Below are 14,937 nucleotides of genomic sequence, written 5' to 3' on the forward strand. Positions count from 1 at the left end.
TACAAATCAAGATGATTTCATATGACAATGAAGTCGTTTGATATTTTTAATTAAAGTAATAATTGTAATAAAATTTATCTATAAACTTATCTAGGTATTAGACTTATTTCAATATTAAATTATACATAACATTTTTGAGATTAATAGGAGCTCGTCACATTTATTATTCATTTGCCATTATTTGTTAATCTTAAAAATGCAGCTTCTTTTAGTTTAACGAGTTGAAACAATTTTCCTGATGAAACAGCCTTATGTTTTTCCATTATTATACGAGCAATTAAATAACAAATGGTAGATTCTGCACCTTGGTTTATGTTTACATTCTCTTTTTCTAACCCATCATAACAACCACCAGTTGCAGGATTATACATAATCTGATTCAGATGATTTTTACCTAAAAACCAATTGAATGCTATTTGCTGCATCGTTTTATACATTGGATCTTTAAAAGTTTTATAAAAAACATCCAATGCTTGTATAGTATAAGCAACATCAATAGGTTGTTCTCCATACGGATGCGGTGTAGTATTTTTATAGTACCAACTTTTGTTTGATATTACTTTAAAATGATTATTCACAAACATTTTTGACAATAAAAAATCAAAAGATTCTATAGCTATTCTTTTGTAAGGTTCCTTACCCGTAACTTTATAGGTATATAACATTGCCTCTGGGAGTATGCTGTTTGCATAGGTCATATAATTTTCAAACCATTTCCAGTGAGTTTTCGCATTAATATCGTAACTGGTAATTAGATTTTTTGAAAGGTTTTCAATGAGATGTGCAACTGATTTATCTTTCTCAACAGAATAGTAAAGAAATAAACCTTTTATAGCAAAACCAATTGCTCTGGGCGATAAGATATGTTTTAACCATTGAGAACATTTTAGAAGACAAATCGTTGCTCTTTGCACGATAGTATTTGGAAGGTATTTCTTCATTGAAATTACTGTTCCCAAAGCCCAAACAGCGCGAGTATTAGAATCTTCAAGATTTACATAATCATTTTTTATATGCACATTATTTTGTTCATCAACATAATTTATGAACGTTCCTATTTTTTTTTGACAACGTTCAATAAAAGTCAAGTATGTATTAATGTATGACAAATCGCTGCTTTTTTGAAACGAACTATAGTGTAAGCACATAGCTATTAATGCTCTGGCATTATCATCTAAAGTATAGCCAGAAGAACTATCTGGATCAGAAACTTTACAAAATTGTAATATTCCTAAATCCGTTGTCATATTCTTTATGTGATCGAGTTTAATGGAAGGATATTTATAATCAAATTCAAAATTTTCTGGTATGCATTTTTTATAAATGTTTACTTGTTTTAAAGCCACATTTTTCCAAGATGAGGTTCTCGTTTTTTCAAAAGCAGCTAGCGCCATCGATTCACACAATTCACTGCTGGACAATATCTTTATAGTGGCATCAGCAAGTTGTTTAGAATCTCCAATATTCACAAGAATTCCTGCATTAGAAGTAAGCATTTCTTTTGTATGAGGAATTGCTGTTGCTACAATTGGGCAAGCACAGCTCATAGCGTAAGAAAACGTACCACTCACAGCCTGATTTGCGTCTTTTGATGTGAATAAATAAATATCTGTAGCTTTCAAATAGGATAATAGCTCTTCAATTTCTATATAATCATTGATAAAGCGTACATGATTTTCGATTTGTAAGTCTCTAACCAATGTTTCTAAGTATGTTCGATAATCATCCTTATTATTAACAATTGTATTAGGATGCGTTTTTCCAATAACCAAATACAATACATCAGGTTGATGTTTAATGATTTCTGGCAACGCTTTAAGAGCTGTTTCTATACTCTTACCTGAACTTAAAAGCCCAAAAGTAGATAGAACGGTTCGCTGCTCTAAATTGAATCTTTCCTTAATTTTGTTTGGTGCTTCATAAGTAACCATGTGCGTACCATGTGGCACATATTCTATGTTATTTTTATCGATATTATATTGTTCTATTAAAATCCTTTTAGACGCTTCTGTCATTACGATTACAGCCTTGCAATATGAGATTAAAATTGAAACAAAAGCCATCAATTTTTTATCAGGATTTGGTATGACACTATGAAAAGTAACTACAATAGGTTTTTCTATCGTAGTTAAAAAATCTAGTAAGTAATTTCCAAATTCTCCTCCAAATAAACCGAATTCATGTTGTATATGAACCAGTTTTACGGAGGAATCCTTGTTTATTTCTTTAGCTGCAATTGCATAATCCGTAGTATTTTCTGGATCTAACGATAAGCGTCTATCAAGAATTGCAGTTTTGTTTTTTGTTATTTCACATATTTCACAAGCTATGGTATCTCCATAAACTTCTTTTATAGCATTTATGGAATCTTGTGTATACGTAGCTATACCACATTCTGTAGGTGGAAACGTAGATAAGAATACTATTTTGGATATTTGAGAATTCATTTTCATAATCATCATCTTTTAAGTTCATTTATTAGTAAATTAATATTTAACGACACCACAGCTACACAGCTATCTGCTGCTCCATAATAAATATAGAGCTCGTCATTGAAGCGTGCTGTTCCTGTGGGAAATACAACATTATTTACATATCCTTCTTTTTCGTAGTCTTCTTGTGGAGAAAATAATGGATATTTTAATCTAGCAATTAGTTTTTTAGGATTTTCCAAATCCAGCAAAGCTGCTGCTGCGTGGTAGATATATCCGTTTGGTGTTGACTGTGCCGAATGGTAAATGAGCAACCAACCAGCCTTGGTTTCAATAGGAGGACAGCCAGCTCCTATATGACTACTTTCGTGTTTGCATTTTGGAGTAAGAATAATATGCTTTTGAAGATTGGAAATATAATCTTCCCAAAATTGGGTGGTAAGTTCAGAAGGATGATCAAAATATAGAATTTGTATAGATGGGTAGAGTCTATGTAAAACTGCATATTTTCCTTTTATTTTCTTCGGAAAGAAAACAACATTTTTATCCCAGACATATACTTTTTCTTTAATGATTTTGGGTAAGTTGTACCTAGAGAGCATTCTATAAAAATCGAAATGTTTAGGATTAATTTTATCAAAATTCTTCATAATTAATTTAGAATATTCTTCAAAAGTGAATTTGGGTGTAATGATGCCCATTCTTTTAAAAGTCTTTAAATCTTTTGAAGTGGCATACGCACCAAAGACGCTAAATCCATCATAAACTGAATATGAAATATAGTAAGAATCTTCAATTTTGGTCATACGAGGATCTTCTATTCCTTGAGTTTCTTCTGGCTTTTTTGGTGAAAATATGGGTTTTGTATGGCGTTCAGTTACGGTTAATGGTCCTTCTAGTTTACAATAACCAATGGTAGAAAAATTTCCTTCTCTTACTGCACGATAAAAAAGATGTATTAGTTGCCCATCTTGTATCACTGCAGGATTAAAAACACCCAAGTTTTCAAAACTGTAACTGCTTTTTTCAAGAATTACTCCGTGTCTGGTTACTAATTCCATTATTTCTTTTATCCAAAAATAGATTTCTTGAATAGGTTTGGCAATGATCTATATCACTATATAGCAATCTTTTAGAAAGAATATTATTATTTGAATATTGATGTGTATCATTTTTTATGTTAGAAATTGATATAAGAAATACCATTTTAAAAACTAGTCCTCAAGCTATATTTGTTATTACTGAAGAAGAATTCATTCTTAAAGCAACATCTAGTTATGTAACTACTACCTGGTTATACCGAAAAAGAATTAGCGAACAAATTTATAGAAACCGTAATTCCTTAATTATCGAAGAAAGTTTAGTGCAAGACACACTAATAATGAATATTCTGAAAATTTTTGTGTCCTGAAAGGTACTCTATTAGTGGATTGGAAGTTACTTCCACTAAAAATAACGTAGTAAGATAAATCTATTTTAAAACAGAAACGGGAAGTCTAGACTTCCCGTTTCCTATGAAGATGTTGTTATTCTTTCATCAATACCAATCACTCAAAACAACCTATTTCTAGGGGATTTCTATAAATGGATTTTAGAAAAAATACCGATCACTTCACAATGGCCTTTAGTACTTTGCAGTAGCTAGAGGCTATTTTTTTTAAGGAAACCGAAATACCGAAATAGTTCGGTTTCCTTGAAGATATCAAATGTAGCTTAAGATTATTTACAATTTATTGTATCGCTATTACTAGAAATACAGAAAAAGTAAAACTTAATATACTTTTGGATACCTCCAAGATTTTAGGGTATTGCTATCCTAAAATCTATATCTTAATTTTATTTAAAGAACTTGCTGTTTAATTATAGTGCTAATTTAAAGCTGTTTTTTTAGATACAAACTGACCTAGGTCAGTTAGGCTATATTTTTATATTTTTTCGAAAAAAAAGTCAGGAATCTCTTTTTTAATTTCTAAAATTTTTCCCTTTCTTAGAATGGTAATCCTTAAAGAATCTCCCAATTTAAGTCCTTGTAATACATACCAAGCCTTTAAAACACTTTCTTCGCTAACCAGTTGTATATCATCAAGGGTTAATATAATATCGCCTCCTAGTATCAAATTATCATTTTCTATAATTATCTCATAAATTCCGCCTTGTAGCTCCATAATACTGCCCAAAGAAAAAGGTGCAACTTTTTGTATAAGTATACCACCTTTTTGAGGCACATTGAGTACTTCTACAATAGGACCAGAAATGAAGTTAGCCTCAAGACCTGTCCATATAGCGTGTTCTTCTAATAGTAATTTTTTAGCAATATTAGAACTAGCAGCAAACCCAAATCCTTGAAAACCGTGTGATTGACTTACTAAGAAACTAACAATTCCTATAACCTCTCCTTTCATATTAAACATAGGACCGCCTGAGCTTCCTTTATTAATAGCTGCATCACTTTGAAAAAACTCTGTTGTTACCAAGCCATTATAACTTGGCTCTCGTTTATATTTTCTACTTATATATCCTACAGAAAGCGAATGTCTAAGACCAAAAGGGGCTCCAATAATAAAGACTTGATCGCCTATCCTGCTATGATCGGAGTTTCCCAACTTAACAGTAACCAGAGGTGTACTTTTGGGAGTGATTATTTTAATTAGTGCCACATCAGCAAGCGGATAAGAATAGAGTACCCTTGCCAATAATTCTTCACCATCTGTGAATATCACGCATATTTTTTCTGCGGTTTGTACAAGATGTGATGCCGTTAATATTTCACCTTCGTTAGAAATAACAAAGCCTGAACCATAATTACTTAATGAGTTCACAACAGGTATCCCAGCCCTAAAAGTCATGTTTGTTTGCATTGTTTTGATTAAAACTACCGAGCTACTAGATTGCTCATATAACGTACTTATCGTTTGAGAAAACCCTTGTAATGTTATTAATAGAATAAAAACGTGGAGTATATATTTCATAACATTAATATTAGAACTGTAATGATTCTTCTAGGGAGATTATGGAGCGTAAGTCATGTAAAATAGCGCTAAGTACTCGACCAGCTCTTTCTGGATTGTCAGAAAGACCTATTCCCTTAGCATATTCTTTGAGGAATGTATTTCCTTCTGTTGCGTATTGATTAAAATTTAGTGCCATAGTAATGATTAAATTTTTAACAAAGGAACTTTTATCTAGCAAGCAGCACAATGATGCAGATCAGTAAAGCACATTATCCCATTTGCCTATTGCATCATTTCTACTTTAGTTATGGTTCGTTCTGCTTTATAGATTTAATTTCAGATTAGTTAAAAGGATGTGAACTCTGAAAATTCGCTCGGAGCTTGAATTTTATTGAATTTCTTAATGCGAGTTTCCTTCTTCTTTGTACAATTCACTATCAGTTAGTAATCAGCGTTACTAATTTTAGTTTAGCAGCGTCAATGCTTTTGGCATTTAATGTGAATTCTTTCCAAGGATCTTCTACTTTTTCTAATCTATTGAAGATATTTTTAATTGTATAAAGTTGTGGATTAAGATTTTTATCATCCAATTCATTCCATGAAATCGGTGTCGCCACTGGTGCATTTTCAATTGCTCTAACGGAAAAAGGAGACACACTAGTTTGTGCATAAGAATTCCTTAGAAAATCAACATATAATTTCCCCTCTCGTTTATTTTTTCTGATAGCTGTTGTAAAATCATTGGGATATTTATTACAAATATACTGGGAGATGTTCTTAGCAAAATCGTGAACTTCATCAAAATTATCTTTTTGTAATAAAGGAGTAACAACGTGTAATCCTTTAGAGCCAGAGGTCATCACGAATGTCTTTAGTTGCAGTTCTTCTTCTAAAAGATGGTGCAATGCTTTTGCTGCTTTAATGGCTAATTTAAAATTTTCTTTAGGAGGATCTAAATCGAAAACCAGTTTGTCGGGAAATTTAATATGATCTAAAGTACTTAATGGGCTATGAAACGTAATAACACCTTGCGATACTAAATATAACAATGTCTCTTTGGTATTACAAACAACGTGTTCTACCCAACCTCCCACTTTTTCTATACGCGCAGTTGTAATCCAATCTGGAAAATAATCAGGGACATGCTTTTGAAAAAAACCTTTTTCACTAATTCCTCCAGGAAAGCGCTGCATAGTTATGGGGCGATTCTTTAAATAAGGAAGTATATAATTTGTAATTCTATTATAATATAGAATCAAATCATTTTTTGTGATTCCAGATTCTGGAAATAAAATCTTGTTCTTACCAGTAATTTTTATTTTAGAGATGTTAGCTTTCATTGTCCTTTTAGGTTGCTTTTTTTCTGAATAAAAAAAAGAGTTTTTACACCAAATAATAACCCTGACTTGAAAATGAAAATCAGAATTATTTAAGAAAATTATACAAAAAAATAATGCCTATACATACTTTGAGTAATACTGCACTTTGAGTTCGTTTTTTACATCATAAACACCTGGTGCCTTATATGCAGCTTTTTCTGCATCTTCTTTTTCTTTAATAGAATGTACTTTACCACGTAAGGTCACTGTGTGACCATGTGTTTCAAGAATAATACCATCTGCATCAAGAGTTGCCATTCGTTGAAATGCTTTTTTGATTTTATCTCTCACTTCTTTGGGTTCAACATTATTTTTTAATGAGATAGAATTGTATACACCTTTTACACCTAACAAATTCTTAATAGCATTTTTTGCTGCATTCTTTTGATATGCCCATTGTACTTCGCCTGATAAATAGACCCAGCCATTTTCAACTTTTACGCTGATATCTTCTTCAGGAACCGAAGAGTTCCACTCAAAAGCATCTACAATAGTTTTGGCAATCTCTTTATCGGTTTTCTTAAAATCGGCACCAAACTTAACCTCAATATCGAGGGCTACAGCTTTTACTCCTTCAACATTTTTTGCGGCTTTTTCTGCTGCTATTTTTTTAGAGTAACCATCAACGATACCGCTAAGTGTTACGACTCCATCTTCAACTATAACTCCTATTTGAGTTTCATCAATATTTGGCTGCCAAGCTAATTCATCTAATACATCATCTTTAATTTCTACATCTGTTTTCATAATTATAGTTTTGATTAAACAATATTAATTACACAAAATTATTATTATAACTCCCTGATGTAAATGACCTACATCAGTGGAATTATTTTTTAACAATGCTTTTAATGTTAAATTTTATGAAGCAAAAATTAAGGTCTGAATGACTTGTGTCATTTTATTTAATAATGGAAATGTTGTTCTTTATATTCATTCAAAAATATTTTAATCTAAAAGAAAGAATTATGAATAAAATTATTTCAAACCCAAAGAGAACCTTATTACTTGGCGCAGGATTAGATGTTTTACATTTTGAAAGTCGAGAATGGATAGAGACCATAAATTTTTGGAAAGACGAGATTAAATTCTTTGATAATTTGTTAAATAAAAAAGTATCTACCAATGAAAGCAATCAGGAATATGCAGAAATGTTGAAGAGTTTGGACAAAATTCATCAGGATTTTTTTAATGATTTTGAAGATGATATTATAGCACACGAAAAAATGCTTTCAAGAATACATAAAGGAGAAAAAGGGCTGTCTGATGGAGAATATAGAGAAAAACATCATCGCCTTCTCGGAAGAATGGAAACTTTTAAAACTGATTTTCATCAATTTAAAAAGATTGTTTTCAAATTTGCTAAAAATATTTGACTGTTAATTTATATTATTTATCATGGAAATTTCAATTTATAAAAGCACATTCAATCCTATTGATTCTGTTGAGTCTTTTTTGGATTTTTACTATAGTTTGCAAATGCATTTTCTTGCTAGTGATCTACTAGATCAAGGTTTGTCTCCTAAACAAATTTCAGCTGCTGTTTTGAAAGCTATAAAGGCTACAAAATCATCTGGTTTAGAAATACGCAAACATTTTATGCCTATTTTTAGCCAACGAAACAATGAGATTGTAAACGATTGCAAACTCTCTAGAATGGGTTATGGATTAGTTTTATTAAATGCAGATGTTGAACTTTCGGTAGTTGGTGAATGGCAGATAAGTGTTATGAAAGCAAAGCTTGATTAAATGATATTTTTCTTCATTTAGGTAGTAATTTCAAGATCAATAGGGCAATGATCAGATCCATAATATTCTGCAAGAATTGTTGCCGATTTAATTTTATCTACTAAAGATTTACTCATTAAAAAATAGTCAATACGCCATCCTGCATTCCGTTCTCTAGCTTTAAAACGATAACTCCAATAGGTATATTCAATTTTAGTAGGATGCAAGTGTCTAAATGAGTCCACAAAACCAGCATTCATTAGATTGGTCATTCCATCAATTTCAATTTGAGTATATCCAGCAGTTTTATTATAGTTTGATTTATCATTCTTTAAATCGATAGATTGATGTGCTACATTAAAATCGCCAGCAATAATTACAGGTTTTACTTTTTCCAGATCTTTTAGAAAATTAAGAAAATCAGCGTCCCAACTTTTCCGATAGTCTAATCTTTTTAATTCTTGTCCAGAATTTGGCACATACACATTAACTAAATAGAAATTTTTATATTCTGCACATTGTATTCTTCCTTCTTGATCGTGTTCTGGTATCCCCATATCATTTGTGTACGATATTGGTTCAACCTTACTTAATATGGCTGTACCTGAATATCCTTTTTTTGTTGCCGAATTAACATATAAGTTGTAACCAGACAATGACGACAAGGCATTTAATACTTCTTTATCTTGTGCTTTAGTTTCCTGTAAGCATAAGATATCTGAATCGATCTTAGTGATGATTTTAAAGAAATCCTTTTTTACAATGGCACGCAGACCATTAACATTCCAACTACATAGTTTCACAATTGCTTCTATTTTTTATTTATTCTTAAAGAAATCACATATATTTTGAAAGAAATCGAAAGAATTCTTTTTTAAGATCAGCAAATATTTGCTGCTGCGCTTCCATACGATATCTAAACTCAATATGTTTCTTAACAAGCTTATGATTAAGTACATCTTCATTGCGCTTACTATGCTCGCTTAAATCTGTTTCGTGTACATTGATATCGTCTTGTAACGTATCGATTACTTCTGCGTGAATTATGAATTGATTTTGATAATGCTCTAATTGAGCAAGCACACTCTTATCTGTCCAACGCACTACAAGTTCTTCCAATCGCTTGGTAAAAAATCGTAATTCGTCTTCCCAAAATAATAGTTCGCTTCTCCAACGTTGGTGTTCAAAATGTAGATCTGTACTATAAATAACTTCCTTTTGCTGTAACATAATTTATTATTTTAAATTAATTTTTTATTTATATTCAAGGTATTCAAATTGATATCACATTGTTCAGTCGCTTTCCTAAAATGCGTTCTAAATCTTCTTTGTCAACCACTTCTTGTTTTAAAAGCAATTGAGCAAGTTTTTCTAATTCCGATTTATGTATTGTTAGTAATGTTTTTGCTCGCTCATATTCTGAAGCTATAAGTTCTATAACCTTCTCATCAATTCGTTTTCCTAGATATTCACTATACGGTTTTCCTAGAAGACGTTCATTTTCACCAGTCGAATCGTAGAAACTCAAAGGACCTATTTCTTTATCTAATCCATAATATGCCACCATACTATATGCCTGTTTTGTAACTTTCTCTAAATCGTCTATCGCTCCGGAGGATATTTCATCAAAAGTAACTTCTTCGGCAGCGCGTCCTCCCAATGCTGCACAAATTCTATCTGTAAATTTTGGCTTCGTAATAATTTGATGCTCTTCAGGAAGATACCAAGCAGCTCCTAAAGATTTACCTCTTGGTATGATAGATACTTTTACCAACGATTCTACATTTTCAAGGTACCAACTCACAACGGCGTGTCCCGCTTCGTGATATGCTACAATTTTTTTCTCTTTCGGTGAAATAAGTTTTCCCTTTCGCTCTAAACCTCCAACAATACGATCTCGAGCCTCCATAAAATCTTTTTGCCCAACTTCATTTCTTGCTTTTCGAGCCGCTATTAAAGCAGCTTCATTACACATATTTGCAATGTCAGCACCAGAGAAGCCTGGAGTTAAAGATGCTAAAAGTGGCACATCTACATCATTTCCTTTTATCACTGGTTTTAAATGAACTTTAAAAATAGCTTTACGTTCCTGTTTGGTTGGAAGCTCTAAATATATATGCCTGTCAAAACGACCAGGGCGCAATAATGCTTTGTCTAATATATCTGCTCTATTGGTAGCAGAAAGTACAATGACTCCAGTATTTGTACCAAAACCATCCAATTCGGTTAACAGTTGGTTCAAGGTGTTTTCACGTTCATCGTTACTATGAAGGGCGTTCACTTTACCACGTGCTCGACCAATGGCATCTATTTCATCAATAAAAATAATACTAGGTGCTTTTTCTTTAGCCTGCTTAAAAAGGTCTCTTACCCTTGATGCTCCAACACCAACGAACATTTCTACAAATTCAGATCCCGATAATGAAAAGAAAGGTACTTGGGCTTCTCCTGCAACCGCCTTTGCTAATAATGTCTTGCCAGTTCCTGGTGGACCAACGAGCATAACTCCTTTAGGTATCTTTGCGCCTAACCTAGTATAGGTTTCTGGATGTTTTAAAAAATCAACAATCTCCATAATCTCTACCTTGGCCTCCTCAAGACCTGCAACATCCTTAAAAGTGATTTGACTTTTAACATCTCTATTAGACAGTTTTGCTGTAGATTTTCCAAAGTTCATTATAGAGCTTGGACCTAAACCACCTCTACTAGTACGACGAAATAGTATCATCCAAAAGAGTATGATCATTAGGATAGGAAATACCCATGGAAGTAGATTTACTAAACCTGTACTATCTTTATATTGTATATCAACAAGTTCATTTTCGGCAAAATTTTCTTGCGCCAATTCCATTTTATGCTCAAAACTTTCTACAGAACCAATCTGTAAAGAATAATGAGGTTCTAATGATTTGCTAAGTTTAAAAGTATTAAGTGACTGATATTTTGGATCGGAAAGGCGATCGGTCTTAATATATATTTCTGCGGTCTGCTTGTTTTTAACAACAATTTTCTCTACATCATGTGCGTCTAACATCTTTGTTTTAAAAGTGAGCCAACTTATATCTGAGGTTCTATATAAAGAATTAAAAAGTGATATAAGTACCAGCAAAATAAGAAAAGCCGTATATAACCAAAAAGGGGTAATCTTTACAGGACTTTTTCTATTTGATGGTTTCATGTTGTCTTAAATTGAGCTAGAGCTTTATGAAATCAAAATTATTTTAAATTGAGCATCTATTAAATGACTTAGGTCATTTCAATCTACTTGCATACATATTTTCTTTGTAATCTAGATAACTCGTTATGAAAAGAAATAAGCTATTATTGTCAGTCATTCTAATTTCAAGTTTATTGTTTTTGGGAAGTTGTGGACCAATAATTATAACTCCAGATTCACACGTACCAACACCTTCGTTGTTATATCCAAATAGAATTGAACCTGTGCGTTATGTCTATTTTCCAGAGCATATTATCTACTATGACCTTTCTGCGCGACAGTATTTATACTTGGAAAGTAGCGTCTGGATTCGTGTTGACGTGCTTCCTCCTAGATATAGAAGCATGGATCTCAATCGAAGTAAATTTGTGGGCGTTAAAGGTCATAACAGTAGTAGTAATATACCACAGGGAAAATTATTCTAATAATCCTAGGTATAGTAAAACGTCAACGAGAAGAATAGGAAGAAGAAATTAATTTAAAATCATAAAAAATGAAAAAGACAGCCTTTACCCTATTGTTTCTTATAGTACTCTTAGGTTGCAATAGCCAAGAAAAAGAGAACCAAGAAACTCAAACAGATAAAAACAAAAAAGAGGTCATTAAACCTAAGGAAAAATGGAATGTTAAGAAAAAATACGATGAGCATGGAAACCTCATCAAATACGATTCTATTTATTCCTATTCTTATTCCAATATTGAAGGTGATACCATTCAGGTAAACCTGGATAGCATTATGAATTCATTTAGAGGATATTTTAAAGAGAATACACCTTTTACATGGAATGAGCGTTTTTCCTATTTTCCACAAAATGATTCATTGTTTATGAATGACTTCTTTAAAGATGACTATTTCTTTGATCAATGGAATAGAGAACCTTTGGATATTTCAAAAATGATGCAACAAATGGATTCAACTCGAAATGCTTTTTTAAAGAAATTTTATCCTGAACTAATGCAATCCAAAAATGATTAATAAATGACTTTGTAGTGCGTTATGCTATAGAAAATAGCAATACTTGTATTAACTATATTTTAATAATATCGGTAGGTGTTTCCACCAATATTGTTTTGTCACCTCTTAATGCAATAGGTTGTTTCATAATCTCAGGATTATGTCTTATCATCTTAATCCAATCCTCTGAAGAAAAATTATGATGTTCAAAATGTGATGTATAAACTGGGTGCTCTTGATTAACAAGCTCTTTTATTTCTAGGTTTAATCTATCAGCCAATTCAGCAATTTGCGTTCCCGTTAGGCGAGTTTTTAAAATATCAATTTCTTGAATAGGCAATCCTTCTGCCTTGGCATAAGCTAATGTTTGTTTTGCTCTTACAGATTTAGTACTATAAAACAAAGTAATTTGTCTGTCGGATGTCGCTATTCCTCCCATAACTTTTGTTATTAAATGAATTATTTATTTTTATGCGTTTCCAAATGATGCCACAACAATTGTTTTAAACTTTCAAGATATTCCTGCATTATCTTTTTATCAATATGCGGATTATTGATTACAGGCAAAGTCATTGGGTTTTCATCCAAAGTACGATAGAGTTCTGGATAGTTAGCCTCAATATTCGTCGTCAATTGTATAATTTCATTTAGGATTTGATGTAAATCTTTCGTCATTATATATTATGATTTTGTCCTGAAGAAGCAAATTTATCCTGAAATGTTTAAACTAACTATGATTTAGGTCAGTCAGAATAATTTATAAAACTTATCCATTAAAGGTTGTGTACACTGCAAATAGATTTGTAGAATTTGAAGTCCAAAAACATCCTGAAATCAAAAGCTCGCTTAGCAATTTTAAATTTTGGTGTGGTAGGAATCTCAGTGTTTTAATTAAGAATAATAATCTTTCCATATTATTAAACTTAGTCATTTTGTTTGGTTCTATTTTTTGATGGCTTTTTATATTATAAGCATAGAGTTATTCTTACAAACTTCTTTTCAAACTGATCAACATCAGTGTTTTTTTAAGTACATATATAGACATTTGTGACTAATTTTTAAAGGATTTAGTTATGAAAGTAGAACAAATTTACACAAGCTGCTTGGCGCAAGGAGCTTATTATATAGAAAGTAATGGCGAAGCAGCTATTATTGATCCTTTACGTGAAGTAGATCAATATATTGAGATGGCGAAAGATAGAAACGCAACGATCAAGTATGTTTTTGAGACCCATTTTCATGCAGATTTCGTATCGGGTCATATAGATTTAGCGAAAAAAACAGGAGCTACTATTGTATATGGACCCACAACTATGAAAACTGGTTTTGACTTTGTAAGTGCCGAAGACGGACAAGAATTTACCTTAGGAGATTGTACCATAAAACTACTCCATACACCTGGACATACGATGGAGAGCAGTTGTTATTTATTGATCGATGAAAATGATAAGGAAACATCGCTCTTTTCTGGAGATACACTTTTCATAGGCGATGTTGGTCGTCCTGACTTAGCTCAAAAGGTAATTCCTGACTTAACTCAAGAAAAACTTGCAGGATATTTGTTTGATTCTCTTAGAAATAAAATACTGCCATTAGATGACAATATTATTGTATATCCTGGACATGGCGCTGGTAGTGCTTGTGGAAAAATGATGAGCAATGAAACCACCGATACACTTGGTCATCAAAAGAAAACCAATTATGCATTGAGAGCAGATATGACCAAAGAAGAGTTTATTGAAGCTATATTAGATGGTCTTACACCGCCTCCTGGATATTTTCCACAAAATGTAATGCTCAATATTCAAGGATATGAAAGTATTGATACCGTAGTAAAAAAAGGAACAAATGCACTCTCCGTAGCAGCTTTTGAAAAGGCAATCGATGATCATTGCCCTATTATTCTTGATACCCGAAGTCCACAAAATTTTGCTTCAGGTTTTGTTGAGGGAGCATATAATATTGGACTAGACGGAAGCTTTGCAAATTGGGTAGGTACAACCATTATAGACACCTCCACACCACTCATTCTTATAGCTGATGCTGGAAGAGAAGAAGAAGTTGCTACACGATTAGCTCGAATTGGATTTGACAACACACTTGGGTATCTAAAGGGCGGAATGGATGCTTGGATTGCAGCAGGAAAAGAAGTCGATTCCATTTCATCAATAACAGCAGATGAACTTGCATATATAAACAAAAAAGAACCGATCAACATCTTAGATGTTCGTAAAGAAAGTGAATACAACAGTGAACATATAGAAAATGCGATCAA

The 14,937-nt window shown here is 32.2% G+C and carries 15 protein-coding genes; 5 read left to right on the forward strand and 10 right to left on the reverse strand.

Going from position 1 to position 14,937, the window contains the following annotated elements:
• Positions 1-167 precede the first annotated feature (167 nt).
• The 5 genes from H2O64_RS14480 to H2O64_RS14500 all read right to left on the reverse strand — a co-directional run bounded on the left by H2O64_RS14480 (position 168) and on the right by H2O64_RS14500 (position 7,509).
• Positions 168-2,453 (reverse strand): glycosyltransferase, encoded by a 2,286-nt coding sequence (locus H2O64_RS14480; protein WP_187562916.1) that lies wholly within the window; start codon positions 2,451-2,453, stop codon positions 168-170.
• A gap of 5 nt (positions 2,454-2,458) precedes the next feature.
• Complete coding sequence (locus H2O64_RS14485; protein ID WP_187562917.1) at positions 2,459-3,493, reverse strand: glycoside hydrolase family 130 protein; 1,035 nt, start codon at positions 3,491-3,493, stop codon at positions 2,459-2,461.
• Positions 3,494-4,357: 864 nt separating this feature from the next.
• Positions 4,358-5,401 (reverse strand): S1C family serine protease, encoded by a 1,044-nt coding sequence (locus tag H2O64_RS14490; protein WP_187562918.1) that lies wholly within the window; start codon positions 5,399-5,401, stop codon positions 4,358-4,360.
• Positions 5,402-5,820: 419 nt separating this feature from the next.
• The gene (gene ligD / locus H2O64_RS14495; RefSeq protein WP_187562919.1) at positions 5,821-6,723 is read right to left on the reverse strand and encodes a non-homologous end-joining DNA ligase; all 903 of its coding nucleotides are present in this window, start codon (positions 6,721-6,723) and stop codon (positions 5,821-5,823) included.
• Positions 6,724-6,840: 117 nt separating this feature from the next.
• Positions 6,841-7,509 carry a BON domain-containing protein gene (locus H2O64_RS14500; RefSeq protein WP_187562920.1) on the reverse strand — a complete coding sequence of 223 codons (669 nt, stop codon included), beginning with the start codon at positions 7,507-7,509 and terminating at the stop codon, positions 6,841-6,843.
• Positions 7,510-7,730: 221 nt separating this feature from the next.
• Between H2O64_RS14500 and H2O64_RS14505 the strand changes: the two genes are divergently transcribed.
• Together H2O64_RS14505 and H2O64_RS14510 are read left to right on the forward strand one after the other, a co-directional pair.
• On the forward strand, positions 7,731-8,138 hold the full coding sequence (locus H2O64_RS14505) for a hypothetical protein (RefSeq protein ID WP_187562921.1): 408 nt from the start codon (positions 7,731-7,733) through the stop codon (positions 8,136-8,138).
• Between the two features lie 22 nt (positions 8,139-8,160).
• A complete protein-coding gene (locus tag H2O64_RS14510) occupies positions 8,161-8,511 on the forward strand; it encodes a hypothetical protein (RefSeq protein ID WP_187562922.1) in 351 nt (116 codons plus the stop codon).
• Between the two features lie 17 nt (positions 8,512-8,528).
• Here H2O64_RS14510 and H2O64_RS14515 read toward each other — a convergent pair whose 3' ends face one another.
• From H2O64_RS14515 to ftsH, 3 genes are read right to left on the reverse strand one after another with little or no spacing between them, the layout of a single operon-like run.
• Entirely contained in the window at positions 8,529-9,293 is a 765-nt protein-coding gene (locus tag H2O64_RS14515) for an exodeoxyribonuclease III (protein WP_187562923.1), read from the reverse strand.
• Between the two features lie 34 nt (positions 9,294-9,327).
• A complete protein-coding gene (locus H2O64_RS14520; RefSeq protein WP_187562924.1) occupies positions 9,328-9,720 on the reverse strand; it encodes a hypothetical protein in 393 nt (130 codons plus the stop codon).
• A 43-nt stretch (positions 9,721-9,763) separates the two neighbouring features.
• Positions 9,764-11,668 (reverse strand): ATP-dependent zinc metalloprotease FtsH, encoded by a 1,905-nt coding sequence (gene ftsH / locus H2O64_RS14525; protein WP_187562925.1) that lies wholly within the window; start codon positions 11,666-11,668, stop codon positions 9,764-9,766.
• A gap of 125 nt (positions 11,669-11,793) precedes the next feature.
• On the opposite strand from ftsH, the gene H2O64_RS14530 reads away from it, so the two are divergent.
• On the forward strand, positions 11,794-12,132 hold the full coding sequence (locus H2O64_RS14530; protein ID WP_187562926.1) for a hypothetical protein: 339 nt from the start codon (positions 11,794-11,796) through the stop codon (positions 12,130-12,132).
• 68 nt (positions 12,133-12,200) lie between these two features.
• Positions 12,201-12,683 (forward strand): hypothetical protein, encoded by a 483-nt coding sequence (locus tag H2O64_RS14535; RefSeq protein WP_187562927.1) that lies wholly within the window; start codon positions 12,201-12,203, stop codon positions 12,681-12,683.
• Between the two features lie 52 nt (positions 12,684-12,735).
• Here the strand turns inward: H2O64_RS14535 and H2O64_RS14540 are convergent, their stop codons facing one another.
• The gene (locus H2O64_RS14540) at positions 12,736-13,101 is read right to left on the reverse strand and encodes an arsenate reductase family protein (protein WP_187562928.1); all 366 of its coding nucleotides are present in this window, start codon (positions 13,099-13,101) and stop codon (positions 12,736-12,738) included.
• Positions 13,102-13,121: 20 nt separating this feature from the next.
• Complete coding sequence (locus H2O64_RS14545) at positions 13,122-13,337, reverse strand: hypothetical protein (RefSeq protein ID WP_187562929.1); 216 nt, start codon at positions 13,335-13,337, stop codon at positions 13,122-13,124.
• A gap of 398 nt (positions 13,338-13,735) precedes the next feature.
• Here H2O64_RS14545 and H2O64_RS14550 point away from each other — a divergent pair.
• On the forward strand, positions 13,736-14,937 hold a 1,202-nt coding region (locus tag H2O64_RS14550; protein WP_187562930.1), incomplete at its 3' end, for an MBL fold metallo-hydrolase.

The sequence above is a fragment of the Kordia aestuariivivens genome (assembly GCF_014397005.1).
GTDB classification, from domain to species: domain Bacteria; phylum Bacteroidota; class Bacteroidia; order Flavobacteriales; family Flavobacteriaceae; genus Kordia; species Kordia aestuariivivens.

Bases quoted from the DNA above. Each gene is read 5' to 3' on its own strand.
- H2O64_RS14480 (WP_187562916.1), bottom strand. From the start codon at position 2,453: ATGAAAATGAATTCTCAAATATCCAAAATAGTATTCTTATCTACGTTT.
- H2O64_RS14485 (WP_187562917.1), bottom strand. From the start codon at position 3,493: ATGGAATTAGTAACCAGACACGGAGTAATTCTTGAAAAAAGCAGTTAC.
- H2O64_RS14490 (WP_187562918.1), bottom strand. From the start codon at position 5,401: ATGAAATATATACTCCACGTTTTTATTCTATTAATAACATTACAAGGG.
- ligD (WP_187562919.1), bottom strand. From the start codon at position 6,723: ATGAAAGCTAACATCTCTAAAATAAAAATTACTGGTAAGAACAAGATT.
- H2O64_RS14500 (WP_187562920.1), bottom strand. From the start codon at position 7,509: ATGAAAACAGATGTAGAAATTAAAGATGATGTATTAGATGAATTAGCT.
- H2O64_RS14505 (WP_187562921.1), top strand. From the start codon at position 7,731: ATGAATAAAATTATTTCAAACCCAAAGAGAACCTTATTACTTGGCGCA.
- H2O64_RS14510 (WP_187562922.1), top strand. From the start codon at position 8,161: ATGGAAATTTCAATTTATAAAAGCACATTCAATCCTATTGATTCTGTT.
- H2O64_RS14520 (WP_187562924.1), bottom strand. From the start codon at position 9,720: ATGTTACAGCAAAAGGAAGTTATTTATAGTACAGATCTACATTTTGAA.
- ftsH (WP_187562925.1), bottom strand. From the start codon at position 11,668: ATGAAACCATCAAATAGAAAAAGTCCTGTAAAGATTACCCCTTTTTGG.
- H2O64_RS14530 (WP_187562926.1), top strand. From the start codon at position 11,794: ATGAAAAGAAATAAGCTATTATTGTCAGTCATTCTAATTTCAAGTTTA.
- H2O64_RS14535 (WP_187562927.1), top strand. From the start codon at position 12,201: ATGAAAAAGACAGCCTTTACCCTATTGTTTCTTATAGTACTCTTAGGT.
- H2O64_RS14540 (WP_187562928.1), bottom strand. From the start codon at position 13,101: ATGGGAGGAATAGCGACATCCGACAGACAAATTACTTTGTTTTATAGT.
- H2O64_RS14545 (WP_187562929.1), bottom strand. From the start codon at position 13,337: ATGACGAAAGATTTACATCAAATCCTAAATGAAATTATACAATTGACG.